General features: G+C 65.5%; 15 protein-coding genes and 1 tRNA gene. 8 read left to right on the top strand and 8 right to left on the bottom strand.

The genetic code is table 11. The annotated features are described in order from the left end of the window. Positions 1-159: 159 nt before the first annotated feature. Entirely contained in the window at positions 160-1,038 is an 879-nt protein-coding gene (locus tag HGO92_RS17000) for a LysR family transcriptional regulator (RefSeq protein WP_169996913.1), read from the bottom strand. 153 nt (positions 1,039-1,191) lie between these two features. On the opposite strand from HGO92_RS17000, the gene HGO92_RS16995 reads away from it, so the two are divergent. The 4 genes from HGO92_RS16995 to HGO92_RS16980 are packed head-to-tail and all read left to right on the top strand — an operon-like array spanning position 1,192 to position 4,723. After that, positions 1,192-2,208, top strand: coding sequence for a Bug family tripartite tricarboxylate transporter substrate binding protein (locus HGO92_RS16995; protein ID WP_169996911.1), 1,017 nt, complete (start codon positions 1,192-1,194; stop codon positions 2,206-2,208). Then, positions 2,205-2,774, top strand: a complete 570-nt coding sequence (locus HGO92_RS16990; protein ID WP_169996909.1) for a tripartite tricarboxylate transporter TctB family protein — start codon at positions 2,205-2,207, stop codon at positions 2,772-2,774. The genes HGO92_RS16995 and HGO92_RS16990 overlap by 4 nt, the downstream gene beginning before the upstream one ends. A 9-nt stretch (positions 2,775-2,783) precedes the next feature. Next, complete coding sequence (locus tag HGO92_RS16985; protein WP_169996907.1) at positions 2,784-4,325, top strand: tripartite tricarboxylate transporter permease; 1,542 nt, start codon at positions 2,784-2,786, stop codon at positions 4,323-4,325. After that, the gene (locus HGO92_RS16980) at positions 4,322-4,723 is read left to right on the top strand and encodes a universal stress protein (RefSeq protein WP_169996905.1); all 402 of its coding nucleotides are present in this window, start codon (positions 4,322-4,324) and stop codon (positions 4,721-4,723) included. The genes HGO92_RS16985 and HGO92_RS16980 overlap by 4 nt, the downstream gene beginning before the upstream one ends. A gap of 133 nt (positions 4,724-4,856) precedes the next feature. Here HGO92_RS16980 and HGO92_RS16975 read toward each other — a convergent pair whose 3' ends face one another. Next, complete coding sequence (locus tag HGO92_RS16975) at positions 4,857-5,579, bottom strand: FadR/GntR family transcriptional regulator (RefSeq protein ID WP_169996903.1); 723 nt, start codon at positions 5,577-5,579, stop codon at positions 4,857-4,859. Positions 5,580-5,615: 36 nt separating this feature from the next. Next, entirely contained in the window at positions 5,616-6,794 is a 1,179-nt protein-coding gene (locus HGO92_RS16970) for an L-talarate/galactarate dehydratase (protein WP_169996901.1), read from the bottom strand. Positions 6,795-6,949: 155 nt separating this feature from the next. On the opposite strand from HGO92_RS16970, the gene HGO92_RS16965 reads away from it, so the two are divergent. Both HGO92_RS16965 and HGO92_RS16960 read left to right on the top strand, forming a co-directional pair. After that, a complete protein-coding gene (locus tag HGO92_RS16965; protein WP_169996900.1) occupies positions 6,950-7,375 on the top strand; it encodes a universal stress protein in 426 nt (141 codons plus the stop codon). Positions 7,376-7,439: 64 nt separating this feature from the next. Beyond that, complete coding sequence (locus HGO92_RS16960; protein WP_169997036.1) at positions 7,440-8,603, top strand: pyridoxal phosphate-dependent aminotransferase; 1,164 nt, start codon at positions 7,440-7,442, stop codon at positions 8,601-8,603. A gap of 15 nt (positions 8,604-8,618) precedes the next feature. Here the strand turns inward: HGO92_RS16960 and HGO92_RS16955 are convergent, their stop codons facing one another. Continuing rightward, complete coding sequence (locus tag HGO92_RS16955; RefSeq protein WP_169996898.1) at positions 8,619-9,038, bottom strand: hypothetical protein; 420 nt, start codon at positions 9,036-9,038, stop codon at positions 8,619-8,621. Positions 9,039-9,288: 250 nt separating this feature from the next. On the opposite strand from HGO92_RS16955, the gene HGO92_RS16950 reads away from it, so the two are divergent. Beyond that, the gene (locus HGO92_RS16950) at positions 9,289-9,678 is read left to right on the top strand and encodes a DUF2695 domain-containing protein (protein ID WP_205834591.1); all 390 of its coding nucleotides are present in this window, start codon (positions 9,289-9,291) and stop codon (positions 9,676-9,678) included. 73 nt (positions 9,679-9,751) lie between these two features. Here the strand turns inward: HGO92_RS16950 and HGO92_RS16945 are convergent, their stop codons facing one another. Then, on the bottom strand, positions 9,752-10,189 hold the full coding sequence (locus HGO92_RS16945) for an acyl-CoA thioesterase (protein WP_169996896.1): 438 nt from the start codon (positions 10,187-10,189) through the stop codon (positions 9,752-9,754). 71 nt (positions 10,190-10,260) lie between these two features. On the opposite strand from HGO92_RS16945, the gene HGO92_RS16940 reads away from it, so the two are divergent. Continuing rightward, the gene (locus tag HGO92_RS16940; RefSeq protein ID WP_169996894.1) at positions 10,261-11,505 is read left to right on the top strand and encodes a hypothetical protein; all 1,245 of its coding nucleotides are present in this window, start codon (positions 10,261-10,263) and stop codon (positions 11,503-11,505) included. Between the two features lie 63 nt (positions 11,506-11,568). Here the strand turns inward: HGO92_RS16940 and HGO92_RS16935 are convergent. The 3 genes from HGO92_RS16935 to purB form a co-directional block, all read right to left on the bottom strand. Next, a tRNA-Met gene (locus tag HGO92_RS16935) sits at positions 11,569-11,642 on the bottom strand. A gap of 127 nt (positions 11,643-11,769) precedes the next feature. Further along, positions 11,770-12,945, bottom strand: a complete 1,176-nt coding sequence (locus tag HGO92_RS16930; protein WP_169996892.1) for a metallophosphoesterase family protein — start codon at positions 12,943-12,945, stop codon at positions 11,770-11,772. Positions 12,946-13,130: 185 nt separating this feature from the next. Continuing rightward, positions 13,131-14,543, bottom strand: a complete 1,413-nt coding sequence (gene purB, locus HGO92_RS16925; protein WP_169996890.1) for an adenylosuccinate lyase — start codon at positions 14,541-14,543, stop codon at positions 13,131-13,133. Positions 14,544-14,735 lie beyond the last annotated feature (192 nt).

Genomic DNA, 14,735 nt, shown 5'->3' with positions numbered 1-14,735 from the left:
TCCTTAGATCGGCGGCGCCAGGTCCTTGCCGTAGCGCCGAAAGGGGGTTTGCATTGCTGCCAGCCTAGGAACACTTTCGATGCATGTCCAAGAGTGTTTTTGTATGGTTTGATACCTTCCCAGCATTACGACGGCGGGGGCCTAACGTTCAGCGGCGCATCAGGCCTGCTCGATCAGGTCCATCACTCGGAGCAGGGCGGGATTGCGGGCATCCCGCTGCCAAATGGCATACAGCTCAACCGGGTCCTCGCCGAAACCCTCCACCTGTGCATACTCCACGCCGTCGATGCCCAGCACACTGGACGACTGCGGGACCAGCGCAATGCCGCGCCCGGCGGCCACCAGCAGCACCATGGTCAGGATCTGGCTCACGGTATGGACAAAGTTGGTGTTGGTGACCGGCAGGGTCCGGACCACCAGGTCGTAGAAGTAGCGGGCCTGGGTGGGGGAGTGCATGATCAGGTCTTCGTTGCGCAGGTCCTCCCCGGTGATCGCGCGCCCCAGCCGCCCCAGCGGGTGCCCCGCGGGCAGGGCGGCCACCATGGGTTCCCGGTACAGCAGCCGCGAGTCGAACAGCTCCTCGTCAAAGGGCGGCCGCGCCAGCCCGATATCGATTTCGCCCTTCACCAGGGCCGGGATCTGTTCGCGCGTCACCATCTCGGTGAGTTCGACGTCGATCTCCGGCAGGTGCGTCCCGATCTCGTTCAACAGCGCGCCCAGCAGTCCATAGGTGGAGGCCGCGGTGAAGCCGATGCGGATGGTGCCCGCGGCACCGGCGGAGATCCGCCGGGCAAGATCCGGGGCGCTGTCAGCCAGGGCGAGCAGTTTGCGCGCCTCGACGAGGAAGGCTTCGCCGGCCGCAGTCAGCGTCACCCGGCGGTTGTCCCGCTCGAACAGCTGCACCTGGATGCCGCGCTCAAGTTTCTGGATTTGCCGGCTCAGGGGCGGCTGGGTCATATTAAGGCGTTCCGCGGCGCGGCCGAAGTGAAGTTCTTCGGCAACGGCCACGAAACCGCGAAGCTGGTCGAGTGAGTACATGATGCACAGAGGGTATCACTTCATGCCTTATTGGGCTTGGACAAGTATCATGAGCTGTCCCTAGGCTTCCAGAAGCACCTTGCAGTGGTGATGGGCCTCACAACCGTTCACGGGTCCGCAGCCACACCCTGCACCATCCAAAAGGAGACTTACATGTTTGCATCCAAGCTCACCCGCCGCGGGGCCGTGTCCGCCAGTGCGGGCCTGGCGCTTGCCCTGAGCATGACTGCCTGCGGCGGCAACGTGGCCGACTCCGGGGCAGCCGCAGACGGCAGCGAGTTCCCGTCCGGTCCTGTGACCCTGACCATCGGTCAGGATCCGGGCGGCAGCACCGACCGGATCGGCCGCGCCCTGGCCGAGAACGCCGCAGACCCGCTGGGCGTGGCCATTCCCGTGGTCAACAAGCCCGGCGCCAACGGCGCCCTGGCCACCAAGGAAGTTGCCGGCATGGAGCCGGACGGCCAGAACCTGATTCTGCTCAATGCCTCCCTGATCACCATCACCCCGCTGGCCGTCAGCGAAGAAGAAGCGGTCTCGCTGGATGATGTCGAGGTCATCACCGGCATCTCCCAAGACGACTACGTACTGGTAGCCAACGCAGACTCCGGCCTGAAGACCATGGAGGACATCACCAGCGCCGACAAGAAGTTCAACTTCGCCACCACCGGCGTCGGCACCGGCAGCCAGCTGGCCCAGGCACTGCTGTTCAAGCAGGCCGAGGTTGAGGGAACCGATGTTCCGTTCGACGGCGGCTCCCCGGCCATGACCGCGCTGCTGGGCAACCAGGTGGACCTGGCGACCATCCAGCTGGGCGAGGCCATGCCGCAGATCGAGGCCGGCAAGCTGACCCCGATCGTGACCTTCTCCGAAGAGCGCAACCAGTACCTGCCGGACACGCCCACCGCCGTCGAGGCTGGCTACGACGTTCCGGTGTCCCAGTACCGTGCGGTCGCCGCCCCGAAGGGCACCCCGGAGCCGGTCCTGGCCGAGCTGAAGGAAGCCTTCACCGCTGCGTTCGAGTCCGAGAAGTACAAGGAGTTCAACGAGCAGAACCTGTTCACTCCGACCCAGATTGACGGCGAGCAGCTGGCCGCAGACTGGAAGGGCTACGCCGAGAAGTACAAGGCTCTCACCGAGGAGTACGGCGTTGATCTCGGAGGCGAGAAGTGACATCACCCAACGGTGATGGTTCCAACCTCGGCGGCAGCGACGTCCGCGCTGCCGCCGAGGCGGGCTCCGTACTCGATGATCTGACGCCGGAGCAGCTCGCGGCCGAATGGGACGAGGACAAACCCCCGGCAGCGGGCCCGCTGGCCAACATCGCGGCGGCCGCCGTCGTCGTCGTTATTGGCGTTGCCGGCATTTTCCTCTCCCTGGCCATGGGGCTGGGGACGCCCGAGGCGCCGGAGCCCGGCATGTGGCCGTTCATCATCAGTGTGGTGCTGGTTGTCCTGGCCACCGCGCTCGCGGTCTTCGGCCGGAACACGCTGGACGCCGAGAAGTTCTCCTCCTCAAGCTGGGCCGTGCTCTCCGGGGTCGGCACCCTGATCGGATTCGTGCTGCTGGTGGGGACTGTCGGTTTCGAGATCCCGTCCCTGCTGCTGACGTTCGTCTGGCTGAGGTTCCTGGGCAAGGAAACCTGGCGGATGTCCACGGTGCTCAGCTTCGCCGTTGTCGCCGCCTTCTACCTGATCTTCGTCGTGGCCCTCGGCGTGCCCGTCCCGCATTTGTTCTAGGGAAGACTCATGGAATTTTTTGAACCGGTGATCAACGGTTTCGGCGTGGTGCTGGAACCGATGAACCTGTTGTACTGCCTGCTCGGCGTCATGATCGGCATGCTGATCGGTGTGCTGCCGGGCCTCGGCCCCGCCGCGACCATCGCAATCCTGCTGCCGCTGACCTACGGCGTGGAGCCGGTCACCGCCATCATCATGCTGGCCGGCATCTTCTACGGTGCGCAGTACGGCGGCACCATCACCTCCGTCCTGCTCCGGCTGCCGGGCGAGGCCTCCGCCGTGGTCACGGTGTTCGACGGCTACGCGCTGGCCAAGCAGGGCAAGGCCGGAACGGCGCTGGGTATCGCGGCCATCGGCTCCTTTATCGGCGGCACCGTATCCATCATCGGCCTGACCCTGCTGGCCCCCATCGTGGCCGGCTTCGCGCTGGACTTCGGCCCGCCCGAATACACGGCCCTGGCACTGCTGGGCATCCTCCTGGTGGCCACGGTCAGCAACGGCGGCAAACTCAAATCCGTGATCGCCGCAGGCCTCGGCCTGCTGCTCGCCACGGTGGGCCGCGACGGCTTCACCGGCGAATCCCGCTTCACCTTCGGCAGCCTATCGCTGGCCGACGGCCTCGACTTCGTGCCGATCGCCATGGGCATCTTCGGGCTCGGCGAAATCCTCTACAACCTGGAGCAGCGCCACAACAAGGTGCAGGCTCCCGCGAAGGTGGCCAACGTGTGGCCCTCGCGCCAGGACCTCAAGCAGTCCTCCGGTGCCATCGGCCGCGGCTCGGTCCTGGGCTTCTTCCTGGGCATCCTGCCCGGCGGCGGCGCCACGCTCTCCTCGCTGGCGGCGTACGCCATGGAGAAAAAGCGCGCCAAGAACCCCGAGCGGTTCGGCCGCGGCGCGGTGGAGGGCGTTGCCGCACCGGAATCGGCCAACAACGCGGCGGCAACGTCGTCGTTCATCCCGCTGCTGACTCTGGGCATCCCCGCCAACGCCACCATGGCCATCATCTTCGGCGCGCTGCTGATCCAGGGCGTCACGCCCGGCCCGCAGCTGGTGGCCAACGACCCGGAACTCTTCTGGGGCGTGGTGAACTCGATGTACATCGGCAACATCCTGCTGCTGATCATGTCCATTCCGCTGGTGGGCATCTTCGTCAAGATCCTGCGCGTGCGGGCAGCCATCCTGGCCCCAATCACCGTGCTGATCACGCTGATCGGCGTCTACACCATCCGCAACAGCGTCTTCGACATCTGGCTGGTCATCTTCTTCGGCGTGATCGGCTACCTGATGAAGAAGTTCGGCTTCGAACCGGGGCCGCTCGTGCTGGCCTTCGTGCTCGGTGCCCTGCTGGAAGAGAACCTGCGCCGTTCGCTGCTGGTCTTCGGCGGCGACGCGGCCGGCTTCGTCAGCCGTCCGATTTCCGGCGTGCTGCTGCTGGTCTTCCTGATGGTGATCTTCCTGCCGCTGATCCAGTCTCTGTTCAAGAAAGCCCACGCCAAAAAGGCCACCAACACCGACGATCCGTCGCGGAAGAATGAAAAGGAATCAGTATGAGTATCCTGGTCGGCTACCTGCCCACCCCCGAAGGCGAAGCCGCGCTCACCGCTGGCATCGCGGAAGCCAAGCTGCGCGGACTGGACATGGTGATCCTCAATTCCCCGCGCAAGGGCGCCCCGGTTGATGCCGCGCTGGCCTCGCCCGAGCAGGTTGCCGAGCTGGTGCAGCGGGCCGCGGACGCGGGCATCACCGCCACCGTGCGCCAGCCCGGCCACACCGATGACCTGACCGACGAGTTGATGGACGTGGCGGACGCTGTCAACGCCTCCTTGATCGTCATCGGCCTGCGCAAGCGCTCCCAGGTGGGCAAGTTCATCATGGGAAGCCAGGCCCAGCGGATCCTGCTCCAGGCGGACCGCCCGGTGCTCGCGGTCAAGGCGCCGGACGGCTTCTAGATACCGCGTACGACGGCGGCTCCCGGCCTTTTCGTTCGAAAGGCCGGCAGCCGCCGTCGTGCTGTGGGAAGAATTGGAGGCCCGCGCTGAACAGCCCGGTTTGTGCGAGTTTTGTGCGGCCAGGCCGAGTGGGCTAGTCGGGACGGCGTGCTAAGCGGGCGCGGGAGTTGGCCAGATGCGTGCGCATGGCGGCGGCGGCTGATTGCGCGTCCTGCCGCCCGATGGCGTCGAAGACCGTCTCGTGTTCGAAGGCTACGCGGGAGAAGTGCGTCTCTTCGCCGTCGTCGTTGTTCGCCAGCAGCCGGGTCTGGGGCATGGCGATCATCGCGGGGCCGAGGGAGGCGAGCAGATCCACGTAGAACCGGTTGTTGGTGGCCACGGCGACGGCCCGGTGGAACCGGAAGTCCGCCTCCACCGCCTCGCTGGGCTTGTTCCGAGCGGCGCGGAAGTCCGCCAACGCCGCGCCGATCTTGGCCAGCTGGGTGGGGGTCCGGCGCAGCGCGGCCAAGGCTGAGGCCTCCACCTCCAGCCCGAGCCGGAAGTCGAGCAATTGCAGCCGGTCCTCGGGGGTGCGGATCTGCTCCGGCCCCGCGGTGAAGGACTCCTCGCTGGGCCGGGTCAGCACATAGGTGCCCTTGCCACGGTAGGTTTCCACCAGTCCGGCCGCCTGCAGCCGCGAGATCGCCTCGCGGATGACGGTGCGGCTGACGGCGAACTGCGCCATGAGCGCGCTTTCGGCCGGCAGCTTGTCGCCCGGGCCGATGCCGCCGTCGACAATGCTGCTCCTGATCTGCTCCACCACGGACTGGGTGAGGCTGCGGGAGGAACCGCGGTCGACGGCGGCGGGCTCGTCCATGATGGTCCTTGTTCTCGGCGGGGGTGGTCTCGGCGGCTATTTCGTGCCGAACTCTACCGTGTCCGTGGTCCAGGCATGGGCCTGCTCGCTGAGCGTGAAGCCCAGGCCGGGCCGGTTGGGGACGATCATGCGGCCCTCGCGGGTTTCCAGGCGCTCGTTGAACAGCGGGTTGAGCCACTCGAAGTGCTCTACCCACGGCTCGCGGGGGTAGGCCGCGGCCAGGTGCAGGTGGATTTCCATGGCGAAATGCGGCGCCAGCTGAAGCCCGGCCTGGTCTGCCAGGGCTGCCAGACGGAGGAAGGGAGTGATGCCGCCGATCCGCGGGGCGTCCGGCTGGATGATGTCCACGCTGCGGTTGTCGATCAGGCTGATGTGCTCGGTGACGCTGGAGAGCATCTCGCCGGTGGCGATGGAGGTGTCCAGGGCGTTGGCCAGCAGGGCGTGGCCTTCGGCGTCGTAGGCGTCCAGGGGTTCTTCGATCCAGACCAGGTTGAACTGTTCCAGCACCCGGCCGAAGCGCATGGCCGTGGGCCGGTCCCACTGCTGGTTGGCATCCACCATCAGCGGCACGTCGTCGCCAAGGTGCTCGCGCACGGCGGTGACGCGGGCGAGATCAAGCTTGGTGTCCGGCTGGCCCACCTTGATCTTAATGCCGCCGATGCCCGCGGCCAGCGAGGCACTGGCACGGTCCTTGACCTCCTCGATGGGGGCCTGTAGGAAGCCGCCCGAGGTGTTGTAGGTCTGTACGGAATCGCGGTAGGCGCCGAGGAGCTTGGCCAGCGGCAGGTTCGCCCGCTTGGCCTTGAGGTCGTAGAGCGCGATGTCCAGCGCGGCGATGGCCTGGGTGGCGACGCCGCTGCGGCCCACCGAGGCGCCGGCCCAGAGCAGCTTCTGGTAGACCCGGCCGATGTCATTGGGGTCCTCGCCGATCAGGTTGTCCGCGACCTCCTTGGCATGGGCGTACTGGGCGGGGCCGCCGGCACGCTTGGAGTAGCTGAAACCGATGCCGTGGTGGCCGTCCTGCGTGGTGATCTCGGCGAAGAGGAACACAATCTCGGTCATCGGCTTCTGCCGGCCGGTCAGGACTTTGGCATCGCTGATCGGCGTCTGCAGCGGCAGAGTCAGTGTGGAGAGCTTTACATGCCGGATGCGGTCCGTGGTGGCCTCACCGCCGGAGATGGCGGCAAGCGGATTGGAAAAGGTGGTGGCTGTCATCGGAGTCCTTTTATTGGGTGGCGATGCTAGAAATAGTACAAGTGCCTAACCTGTACTACAAGTGCTTTCTGCGGCAGGCACTGCGGTAACGCATGTATGTTGGTTTCAAGCCGCCCCCGAGCGGTCCCGATGACATTCTCGAAGAGGAGACCCCGATGGCCGGAATCATCATTGTTGGAGTGGATGGCAGCGAAACGTCGATGAAGGCTGCCCGAACTGCCGCACAGCTTGCCGCCGGACTCTCGGCGGAGCTAAGGGTGGTCACCGCCCATGCGACCGATAACGCCGAGGTGGTGCGCATCGGGAACGACAAGTGGTACCTGTCGGACTCGGAAACGGCCGAAAAGGTTGCGAAGAAGGCCGCCGAGGATCTCGCCACGGAAGGGCTGGCCACCAGCTATGCCGCACTCCACGGCAAGCCTCAGGACGCCCTGATCAACGAGGCCGAGCGGGTGGACGCGCAGCTGATCGTGGTCGGAAATGTGGGGATGAAGGGGTTGGGCCGGGTGCTCGGGAGCGTGGCAACGTCCGTGGCGCAGCGCGCGTCCTGCGACGTGTACATCGCCAAGACCGACTCCTGAGAGCGGGCACTGGTTGAACCCGCTGAAGGTGGCTGACCGCGCCCTCGTTCCGCACTTCGAAGTCATGAAGATCCTGCACCGGGTTGCCCAGATGCGGGCAGCCGGGCGTGAGGTGATCTCGCTCTGTGCCGGCGAGCCCTCCGGCGGGGCGCCTCGGGGAGTGTCGGCCAGGGCAGCGGAGGTGCACGCCTCCGGCATGCCGCTGACCTACACCAGCGCCTTGGGCATCAGCGAATTGCGCGAAGCCGTGGCAGGCCACTACCGCCGCTGGTACGGGCTGGAACTTGAAGTCGACGACGTGGCCATCACCACCGGCTCCTCGGGCGCGTTCATGCTCACGTTCCTGGCCGCCTTCAACCCGGGTGACCGGGTGGCGCTGGCCCGGCCCGGGTACCCCGCCTACCGGAACATCCTCAGCTCGCTCGGCTGCGAGGTGGTGGAGATCGACTGCGGTCCGGCCGAGCGCTACCAGCCGACGCCGGCCCTGCTGGACGCCGCAGCCGCCGCGCACGGTCCGCTTGCCGGACTGATCCTCGCCTCACCGGCGAACCCTACCGGGACGATGGTCTCCCGTGCGGAGCTTGCGGCGCTGACGCAGTGGTGTGCGGCCAACGGGGTGCGGCTGGTGAGCGACGAAATCTACCATGGCATCACCTACCCCGCCGGTCCCGAGGCGCCGGACGCCCGAGGTGTGTGTGCGTGGGAACTGGACCGGACCGGCGTCGTTATTTCCTCGTTTTCGAAGTACTGGGGGATGACCGGCTGGCGGCTGGGCTGGGCGCTGATGCCGCGGGATCTGGCGCCGGCGATGGATGCCCTCGCTGGCAACGTGGCGCTCTGCCCGCCTGCGCCCGCACAGCTGGCGGCCGTCGAGGCCTTTAGCGAGGACTCCTATAGTCAGGCCGATGCCGCCGTGGCCGAGTTCGCCGCGATCCGGCGGATCCTGCTGGACAACCTCGGCAGGCTGCAGTGGGGAACGGCCGCGCCGGCAGACGGGGCGTTCTATCTCTACGCCGAGCTGGGGGACCAACTGTCCGGTTTTGCGGACTCCGGCGAGTATTGCCGGGCGCTGCTGGAGCAGGAAGGTGTGGCGCTGGTGCCGGGCTCCGATTTCGACGCCGTTCGCGGCCGCCGGTCCGTCAGGCTCTCTTTTGCTGCCGGCCGGGAGGCCGTGGCCGAAGCCGTGGAGCGCATCATCCGCTTCCAGGAGAGCCGCAGCCAGGCCTGAAGGGCACTGCGCCAGTTATAAGCCGGCCACGAGGAGGTTGGCGTGCAGCTGGGCCCAGCCTTCGTCCACTAGCTTCCCGGCATTGAATCCGTCGGGCACCAGCATGGCTTCGACGCCGCCGTACATCAGGGAGACTGGAGCGCTTTGTGAGCACCCCGATCCCCAGTCCTGCTCGTGGCCGCGGTCCACGACGACGCAGACGGCCGATGCGGCGGAGGCGTTCGCTGGCTTTGCCACATAGAACTTGAGTTCGGCTGCTTCCCCTAACAACCGTGAGGACGAGGGAACAATCTTCGCGTCCCGTGCATAGGCAGGAAGGGCATCTCCTGCAGTGGCGTCCTGCTCGAGGGCGCCAACGCCCTCGGGCCCGCCGCTGCACCCCGCCAGCGCCAGTACCGCAAGGACTCCGCTGACGGACAGGATGAGCTTTCGCATGGGATCGGCCTTTCCGGTTGACGTTTCACCTGAATGTAGCCCGAACTGATGCAGCTTTGGTGTGCTGCCCGGTTTCATTTTGGTGACGTTGCGGGCGGGAAGCGGTTTTGGCCCGCGACCTGCTGCCAGTATGGCGGATCGCACCTCCACAGCCCCGGAATGTCGGCCCTTGACGCACATTCGTGCCAGCGCCCCTGTCGCGTCCCCGCTGCTCAACGAAAAATTGGGGATATGGAAAGGAAGAAGCGCCATGGATGATGCCCGGTATGCGATGGCGGGCAGTGACCGTATCGAGCAGGAACGGACCGTCATCAGCGGGTGGCTGAGCGAACCAAGCACCGGAGAATGCCTGGCGTGCTACGTCTGGCGCATGCTTGAAAACGGTTGCCGGGGACTGCGCTGGACTGCCAGGTTCCGTGAGATTACGGCTCCGCGCGCCACCGTCTTGGAAGGGCGGCTGGGCCGAATGGGCGCCTATTGCGACTGCGAGATTTTCTGTTTCGCATATGAGGTGGACCCGTTGTATTTCCATATCGACGAGTTGGTCGACGTGGCCGAACAGGCCGTGCCGCTGTGCATGAGTGTGCGCTCCGGGTCAACGAAGCCGTGCCCGCTCTGGCGGCGGGTTCCCCGCTGGTGAGTGCCGCCGGGAACGTGGCCCGGGTGCCGCCGCCGTCGGTTGGTTGGCCGATGCCGGAACCGGGGGACCGGGATCAGGGCTGTGGTGGCGGCATGCGGTCCAGATGCTGGGAGGGCACCCGGTCGCGGTCATACGTGATTTCGGTGTAGCCGTGCGGCGCGGGCAAGCCGTCCGGGCCGAGATTGACGAAGACAATTTTCTCGATGGTCAGGATGGACTGGCGGGTGAACATGTTGCGTACTTCGGCCCGCATCGTCAGCGAGGTCCGGCCGAAATGCGTGGCTGTCAGCCCCATCTCGATCAGGTCTCCCTGCTGGGCGGAACTGACAAAGTTGATCTCGGACATGTACTTGGTCACCGCCATCCCGTTGCCGAGCTGGACGATGGCGTAGATGGCGGCTTCCTCGTCGATCCAGCGCAGCAGGCTGCCACCGAAGAGCGTGCCGTTGGCATTGAGATCTTCGGGCCGCACCCACTTGCGGGTATGGAAGGTAATGTCGCCATTGTTCATGAGTTGACCCTAACCGATGCAGGCTGTGGATAACTTCTGCAACCCGCTGTCGACTTCACTAGGATCAGGTCATGGAGGAAGCCAACTGGCGCACAGCAACGCTGAAGTTTGAATGGACCGTGGAAAATTCCCGGCGGCATGAACTGGTGGAGGCCTTGGGACGCAGGAAAATCATTTGCTCCGTTTGGGATACGACGGCCAGAAAAGGACGGGTTAGAGCCGAAGTGGTGTGCGCCGTGGACGAAGATGATGCCGTCGCCGTGGCCGAAGCCTTGCACCTGGTAGCCAGCGAACAGGCCGCCACCGAGCTGGGCCATTCACTGGGCGTTGAACTGCACGCCGTCTCGGTGGGATTGGGCTGGCGGGTCCTGCTCGGGAAGCGTCCTCTTGATCAGCGGCAGACCTTCAACGGCGAGGCCGTCTTGGTCTCGAGTAAATTCGATTTCGACTTCTACAACACGGCCTCCTCCCTCAAGTCGGAACTGCAGGTGTGGCGCACCCCCGACGTCATCATCGCCCAGGCCCGGTTGAAGGGAGGGGAGCTCGGTCCCTACATTTGCAAAGTCAGCCGGCCGGCTGTCCTGATGGTCCGGGACGGCGACCGCCGTTCCATCATCGTCCGTCCGGAAATGACAAAAGGCCCGTTCCTCCAAGTGGGATGCCGGAACCTTGACTGGACCTGGGCGCAGGCGACGTTGCCTCCCCAAGACACGGCCAGCCCCGAGGTGGACCGGCTGCGGAAGCTCACGGCCTGCCGTGGCATGGCCCTTGAGGAACTTCTTGCCGACGGAATGCCAGTGGATGCTGCCGAACAGTATCTGGAGATCCTGTCGTTGCCGCAGGGACGGGGCGCCCTGCACGCGATGGGCGCGCTGCTCGCCGCGCCCCTCGCGGCGGCCGAACTGGTGGAGCAGCCCGATTCAGCGGCGAACCTTGATCCGCCAAGAACCATTCAACTGCTCAGCCCCCGGAACGCCATGGGCATGCGGCTATATGAGCAGGGCGAATTCAACGGCTTGGGTCCCTGGCTGTGGGAACACCCGTGGCGGACGCTGCTGATCGGCATCTTGAGTACGGCGGCGGGGGTTTGGCTGATGTTCTTCCGCCATACCCTGCAAGGCTCCGTAACCCAGACCAACGTGGCCGGCTTGCTGGGGCTCACGGCTGCAGCCGCCGGTGTGTGTTGCCTAGGTTTCTGGTTTCTCATACGGCCCGGTCCCGAGGACAAAGAACTCTCATTCCGACCGGAGGGCGATCCCGCTCCGAAAAGTTTTCCCACCGGGCGGATTGCGGCGGGGAGTGAACAGCAGGACTGAGCGGCCGTTGAAGCAGAAAGGCCGCCAACCCGCGCAATGCGGACTGACGGCCTTTCCTATTCGTTGCGGGGACAGGATTTGAACCTGTGACCTCCGGGTTATGAGCCCGGCGAGCTACCGAACTGCTCCACCCCGCGGCGTAGTTATGACTCTAGACCCCTAAGTGTCCAAACGACGAATTTGGTGAGCTGCCTCACGAATCCGCGCCGAACGGCCCGATTCGTGAGGCAGCATCTCGCCAGGCCAAGCTGATTCCGGAACGGTCTACGGCAGCGGGAGCGGTTCGTCCAGCGGCTGGCTCTTCGGATCCATGTCGATGCCGAGGTCTTTCGCGAACACGGTTCTGGTCGCGGTGTAGACCTGCTCTTTGCGCTCGTCGAGTTCGAACACGCGGGCACCGCGCAGATGGTGTTCCTTGGCGCCGCCAAGGCCGTAAGTGCCGAAGCCGGTGCCGGGGCCGTAGCCCAGCTCGATTCCAAAGTAGTTACCCGAGTAGGTGTTGATGTGGTCATGGCCCACAAAGACACCACGGACGTCGCCGCGCTCCTGCAGGGCGCTGAAAAGGCCGGAGTTGAAGGCGCCAGTGTAGACGCTTTCGTTCTTGACGCCGACGATGCTGTGCTTGGTCACGGCGGCCGCGTGGTCGGCGTCGTCGGAGCTGAACTGGGAGCCGAACCACATGTGGTGGTGCTCGAAGAGCGGGATGTGGAAGAACATCAGCGAAGGGATCTTGCCGTGCTGCCGTTCGGCGGCCTCGGATGCTTCCCGGTACCACTGGATCTGGCTGGGGCGGATCCAGTCGTAGCCCATCAGGCCTTCGAAGTCCTGGCCGCCGAGGTTCTCGGGGGCATACCGGCCGGAGTCGAGCAGCCAGATGCCGAAGGCAGGCTTGTTGCCGCTGGCGGAGCGGATGTGGAGCTGCGCATTGGACGAGCCGTCGACGCCCTTCTCCGGCCGGGCGTTGACGTTGTGCTGGTAGCCGCGGACGAACTCCAGCATCTTGGCCTCGGTCATGCCGGTGCCGTTCGCCATCGAATCCTCGTCGTGGTTGCCGAACGTGACGGCCCACTGGATGCCGCGCGATTCCATCGGCTGCACCACGTTGTTGATGGACTGGCGCACTTCCTCGGCCGTCTTGGGCGATCCGTTGATCACGTCGCCGTTGATCAAGGCGAAGCCGGGCTTCTCGGCGTCGAGGACCTTGCCCATGAACTCGATGGTGCGCCGGTCGGTGCGCGGCCCATCCTGTGTGTCGTTGAATTGGATCACGCGGAACTTGCCGTCGGGATCGAACGCCAGCGGCATCTTCACGTTGCTCTGCCGCGTGGCGGGGACTGCGGCGTTGGCGCCCGGGGCTGCGGCCAGCATGCCGGCCAGGATGGCGCCGGTGCCGCCGGCGATCAGTCCGCGGCGTCCGAGATTGGGGGAGTTCGTGCTCATTTTCGTGCCTTTCATGCCTCCCGACTGCAGGGGCAGCTCGGTGGCTGGCCCGGGGAAGGGCGGGCAAGTCGGGATTGCGACTTTAGGCAGGGGAAATGACCGGCAGGTTGCCGGCGGGTGGAGCGCTCCCCAACGAAGTACGACGCCGGAATGAAGCTCCGGCGTCGTACTTGCGGCTGTTTGTGCTACTTGAGATGGTCCACCAGCTGGTTGGCAATCCCGGTGTAGCTGCCCGGGGTCAGCGCCAGCAGGCGGGCTTCAGCCTCGGCGGACAGCCCCAGACCGGAGACGAATTCCTTCATGCGTTCGGCGTCCACGCGGTGTCCGCGGGTGAGGTCCTTCAGCCGTTCGTAGGGGTTGTCCATACCCTCGACACCGGCGATGGCTTCGGCGCGCATGACCATCTGGATCGCTTCGCCGAGGACTTCCCAGTTCTGGTCCAGATCCGCGGCCAGCACCTCGGCCGGCACATCGAGGCGCTCCAGGCCCTTCGCGACGTTCGAGATGGCCAGCATCGAGTGCCCGAAGGCCACGCCGATATTGCGCTGCGAGGAGGAATCGGTCAGGTCGCGCTGCCAGCGGGAGGTAACCAAGGTGGCGGCCAGGGTGTCCAGCAGGCCGTTGGAGATCTCCAGGTTGGCCTCGGCGTTCTCGAACCGGATCGGGTTGACCTTGTGCGGCATGGTGGAGGAACCGGTGGCGCCTTCGACCGGAATCTGGGCGAAGTAGCCGATGGAGATGTAGCTCCAGATGTCCGTGCACACGTTGTGCAGGATCCGGTTGAAGCGGGCAATGTCCGCGTATAGCTCGGCCTGCCAGTCATGCGACTCGATCTGCGTGGTCAGCGGGTTCCAGGTCAGGCCCAGACCCTCGACGAAGCTCTTGGAAACGGCCTGCCAGTCGGCCCCGGGGACCGAAGCGTAGTGTGCGGCATAGGTGCCGGTGGCGCCGTTGATCTTGCCCAGGTACTCGGTCCGGGCGATCCGCTCAAGTTGGCGGGTCAGCCGGTGCGCGGTGACCGCCAGTTCCTTGCCCAGCGTCGTAGGCGTCGCTGGCTGGCCGTGCGTGCGCGAGAGCATCGGGACGTCCCGGTTGGCCTGCGCCATGTCGCTGATCTGCGCCACGAGCGAGCGGGCGGCCGGCAGCCAGGCCTGCTCCACGGCACCCTTGATGCCGACGGCGTAGGAGAGGTTGTTGATGTCTTCGGAGGTACAGCCGAAATGCACCATGGCCTTGAGGTGATCGATGCCGATGTCCTCCAGCCGGCGGCCGATGTAGTACTCCACGGCCTTCACGTCATGGACCGTGACGGCCTCGATTTCGGCCAGTTCGCGGACGGAGTTGCCGTCGAAATCGGTGACGATCTTGCGCAGCGCGGCCTGCTGCTCGGCGCTGAGCGGTCCGGTTCCCGGCAGAACGGACTGGCTGGTGAGATGGATCAGCCACTCGACTTCTACGTGGACGCGGTCGCGGTTCAGCGCTGCCTCGGAGAGATAGTCGACCAACGGCGCGACGGCGGAGCGGTAGCGGCCGTCAAGGGGGCCAAGAGCGATTGCGGGAGTGACGTCTGCCAAGGAGACGCGGGGAGTTTCAGCCATGGGCCCCATTCTTTCAAGAGTCGGGCACGATTCCCTAACCTGTCCGCTATCTTTCACCGCACCGGTTTCTTGGCTAGCGGCCGCTGTGCGCCGGAGGACCCGATCTCCACAACACACCCCCGGCTGCCTTTGCGCACATACCTGAACTGGCCGGCGGGCCATCCTGTGCCGCGGCCTTAGCGTCGATGCAAG

The organism is Crystallibacter degradans (assembly GCF_012952295.1).
In the GTDB taxonomy this organism is placed as follows: domain Bacteria; phylum Actinomycetota; class Actinomycetes; order Actinomycetales; family Micrococcaceae; genus Crystallibacter; species Crystallibacter degradans.
Note: the sequence above shows the minus strand (reverse complement) of the source record. Positions and strands in the feature narration are given on the sequence as shown.